Below are 3,660 nucleotides of genomic sequence, written 5' to 3'. Positions count from 1 at the left end.
CAGCGTCAGATGTCCCGCCGCCAGTGACGAGGCGCCGACGATATGGACGTCCTGTGCGACGGCGAGCCTGGCGATCTCATCGGGTGTCTGGAACATCGCTCCAACAGTGACGTCGAAGCCGAGATCGGCGAAGGCCGTGGCGATGACCTTCTGGCCACGGTCGTGGCCGTCCTGTCCCATCTTGGCAACGAGAATGCGCGGCCTGCCGCCGGATTTCTTCTCGAAGGCTTCAAGTTTGCCCTGCAGTCCGTCGACCACGGCATTGTCGCCGAGGGCCTTGCGATAGACGCCGGAAATGGTCTGCACCGTGGCGACATGGCGGCCAAAGGCTTTCTCCAGCGCCATCGAAATCTCGCCGACCGTGGCATTGGCGCGCGCGGCGCGGATGGCGAACTCCAGCAGGTTTTCTTTGCCTTGCGCGGCACGGGTCAGCGCATCGAGCGCGCTTTCGACGGCGGCGACATCGCGCGTGCCTTTCAGCCTTTGCAGCTTCGACAATTGCCGGGCCCTGACCTCGGCATTGTCGATCTTCAGCACGTCGACCTCGATGTCGGTCTCGGGACGATGCGCGTTGACGCCGACCAGCATCTGCTCGCCGGAATCGATGCGCGCCTGCGTGCGCGCGGCGGCTTCCTCGATGCGCAGCTTGGGAATGCCTTGCTCGGTCGCGGCGGCCATGCCGCCGAGCGCCTCGATCTCCTCGATGTGGGCAAGCGCTCGCGCTGCCAGGTCGTGCGTCAGCCGTTCGAGATAGGCCGAACCGCCCCACGGGTCGATGACACGCGTCGTGCCGGATTCCATTTGCAGGATGAGCTGGGTGTTGCGGGCGATGCGTGCCGAATGGTCGGTCGGCAGCGCCATCGCCTCGTCGAAGGAATTGGTGTGCAGCGACTGCGTGTGACCCTGCGTCGCCGCCATCGCCTCGATCATGGTGCGGACGATGTTGTTATAGGGATCCTGCGCCGTCAGCGACCAGCCCGAAGTCTGGCAGTGGGTGCGCAGCGACAGCGAACGCTCGTCCTTCGGTGAAAAATTCTTCTGCATCAGGGTCGCCCACAGCAGGCGCGCGGCCCGCAGCTTGGCGACCTCCATGAAGAAGTTCATGCCGATCGCCCAGAAGAAGGACAGGCGCGGTGCAAAGCGGTCGATGTCGAGGCCCGCCGCAACGCCTGCGCGGGCATATTCGATGCCGTCGGCGATCGTATAGGCGAGCTCGAGGTCGGCCGTCGCGCCGGCCTCCTGCATGTGATAGCCGGAGATCGATATCGAATTGAATTTCGGCATGTTCTTCGACGTGTAGGAGAAGATGTCCGACACGATCCGCATCGAGGGCTTCGGCGGATAGATGTAGGTGTTGCGGACCATGAACTCCTTCAGAATGTCGTTCTGGATGGTGCCGGCAAGATCCTTCTGCGCAACGCCCTGTTCTTCCGCCGCGACGATGTAGAGCGCCATGATCGGCAGCACCGCGCCGTTCATCGTCATCGACACCGTCATCTCGCCGAGCGGAATGCCGTCGAAGAGCTGGCGCATGTCGAGAATGGAATCGATGGCGACGCCCGCCATGCCGACATCGCCGGCGACGCGCGGATGGTCGCTGTCATAGCCGCGATGCGTGGCAAGATCGAAGGCGACCGACAGTCCCTTCTGGCCGGCGGCGAGGTTGCGCCGGTAGAAAGCGTTGGATTCTTCGGCCGTCGAGAAGCCGGCATATTGCCGGATGGTCCAGGGCTGCTGGACATACATGGTCGGGTAGGGGCCGCGCACGAAGGGCGGCAGGCCTGGGTAGGTGTCGAGATGCGGCAATCCCTTGAGGTCGCTTTGATTGTAAAGATGCTTGGCGATAAGGCCTTCCGGTGTCGTCCGCTGGCCTTTGACCTCGACGGGTGCGCGGCGTGGCGGGACCCAGCCGATCTGACCGAAATCCGGGATCAAGAGGCGGCTCCGATCGATTGGTCGATGCGGGCCGGAAACAGCGGCTCGCAGACGGCAACGCCTTCGGTGAAGGCGGGCCGTCGCTCCGCTACCAGCGTCTCGACCGGCTGTTCGTTTTTCAGGGGATAGAGCGTGGTGCCGATGATGGCCCGCTCGCCTGCCCGGTAGGCTGCATTGCGCTGCGCTGCCGCGGAGTGAACGCGCTTCTGGATATGTCCGTCCTGAAGGCTGGACAGGACGCCGCCCTCGGCCTCGATTGTCTGCAATTCCGCCCAGGCCATCTCACAGAGTTCCGCGGTCAGCGCTTCGACCGCGCCGGAACCATAGGCGGGATCGGCGACATGATCGATATGGCTTTCATTGGCCATGATCAGCTGTGCGTTGCGGGCAACGCGACGGGCAAATCCCGCGGGCAAGCCATGCGCGATCGTGTGCGGCAGGATGGAGATGGAATCGGCGCCGCCGGACGCCGCGGCAAAGCAGGCAATGGTGGTGCGCAGGATGTTGGTCTCCGGGTCCATCGCCGTCATCATGCGATACGACGTCTCGGCATGGATGTTGGCGGTGGATGTCGGGATCGAACAGGCCTCCTGCACCCGTGCCCAGAGTCTGCGCAGGGCCCGCACCTTGGCCATCGACAGCAATTGGTCCTGGTCGACGCTGAGCGCAAAGCCGATATGGGGCGCGGCATAGACAAGCGGCTGCCGCGCCGTCTCGAACATTCTGAGATAGGAGACCGCCGAAGCCAGCATGATGCCAAGCTCCTGCGCCTCTGTCGCACCGGCGTTGTGGAACACACGCCCGTCCGCCTCCAGCAGCACGCCTGGAACGCCCATGGAGAAGAAATGCGCCAGCGACTGCGGCATCGAAGCCTGCAGCGCCTCGATCGACATGCGCAGCCGGCCGGTTCCGGCGAAGATGGCCGCCGGATCGATGCCGAAGGAGAGGTTGAGCTTTGCCGGGTCCGAACGGCGCTTGCTCAGGAACGCGACCAGCCAGTCGGCCACGGCGCGGCTCCAGGGATGGGCGTCGATGCGAACCTGGACGCGGTTGAGCGGTACGCCGTCCAGCACCGTCTCCAGCGCCTTCGCCGTTCTCGGCAGGCCGTAACCGAACGCGTTCGGTGCCCCTTCGAAGACAAGCGACAATCCCGTAGCGCCTTGTGCTACGTCCTCCAGTGCCTGGGTTCTGGCACGGTCGATGTCCGGATCGTCGATGCGCTGGCTGACGATCCAGGGCAATTTTGGATTTGCGCGCACGATCGGTTCTGCTGCGGTGCTGCGGTCGTAGAGCGGTTCGATGCGGATGTTGTCATCGCTATGCGAGACCAGCTTCTCCTCGAAGGATGCGCCGGCCAGCGCTTTTTCAGCCAAGGCCAGCCATCGTTGGCGCTCGGCGTTCTCGGGTTCATCATCCCTAGTCAAGGCTCCGGCACCCATCCGTCTTCCTCGTTCTACGCGGCCGCACCAGCCGGGAGCAGTTCAGTCTACGGTCCCCGGTCCGATATCGCAATGCAATGCGCATTCAGAGACCGAATTCGATCCATCAGATATAGGTCAGCCTGCGTGGACGAACCATGAACGATTGCCAAACACCGGCAAAATCCGCAAGCTCCAAAAAAGCCGATTTTGAGGGCGGCCCCGATTTGAACGATTGGCCCGATTTGAACGACTGGCCCGATTTGAACGACTGGCCCGATTTGAACGACTGGCATTGTCGCTGTGC

Annotated in this window: 2 protein-coding genes; both read right to left on the bottom strand. The window is 63.4% G+C overall.

Annotation, left to right across the window (positions count from 1 at the left end; genetic code table 11):
• A partial coding sequence (gene scpA / locus EN993_RS32865; RefSeq protein ID WP_127265940.1) for a methylmalonyl-CoA mutase occupies positions 1 to 1,935 on the bottom strand: 1,935 nt, incomplete at its 3' end.
• Complete coding sequence (locus EN993_RS32860) at positions 1,932 to 3,374, bottom strand: methylmalonyl-CoA mutase subunit beta (protein WP_127265938.1); 1,443 nt, start codon at positions 3,372 to 3,374, stop codon at positions 1,932 to 1,934. The genes scpA and EN993_RS32860, both read right to left, overlap by 4 nt.
• Between the last annotated feature and the right edge of the window lie 286 nt (positions 3,375 to 3,660).

It is taken from the genome of Mesorhizobium sp. M7D.F.Ca.US.004.01.2.1, assembly GCF_003997785.1.
Classification (GTDB): domain Bacteria; phylum Pseudomonadota; class Alphaproteobacteria; order Rhizobiales; family Rhizobiaceae; genus Mesorhizobium; species Mesorhizobium loti.
Note: the sequence above shows the minus strand (reverse complement) of the source record. Positions and strands in the feature narration are given on the sequence as shown.

Excerpts from the sequence above, each read along its gene's own strand:
- EN993_RS32860 (WP_127265938.1), bottom strand. The coding sequence starts at position 3,374 with ATGGGTGCCGGAGCCTTGACTAGGGATGATGAACCCGAGAACGCCGAG.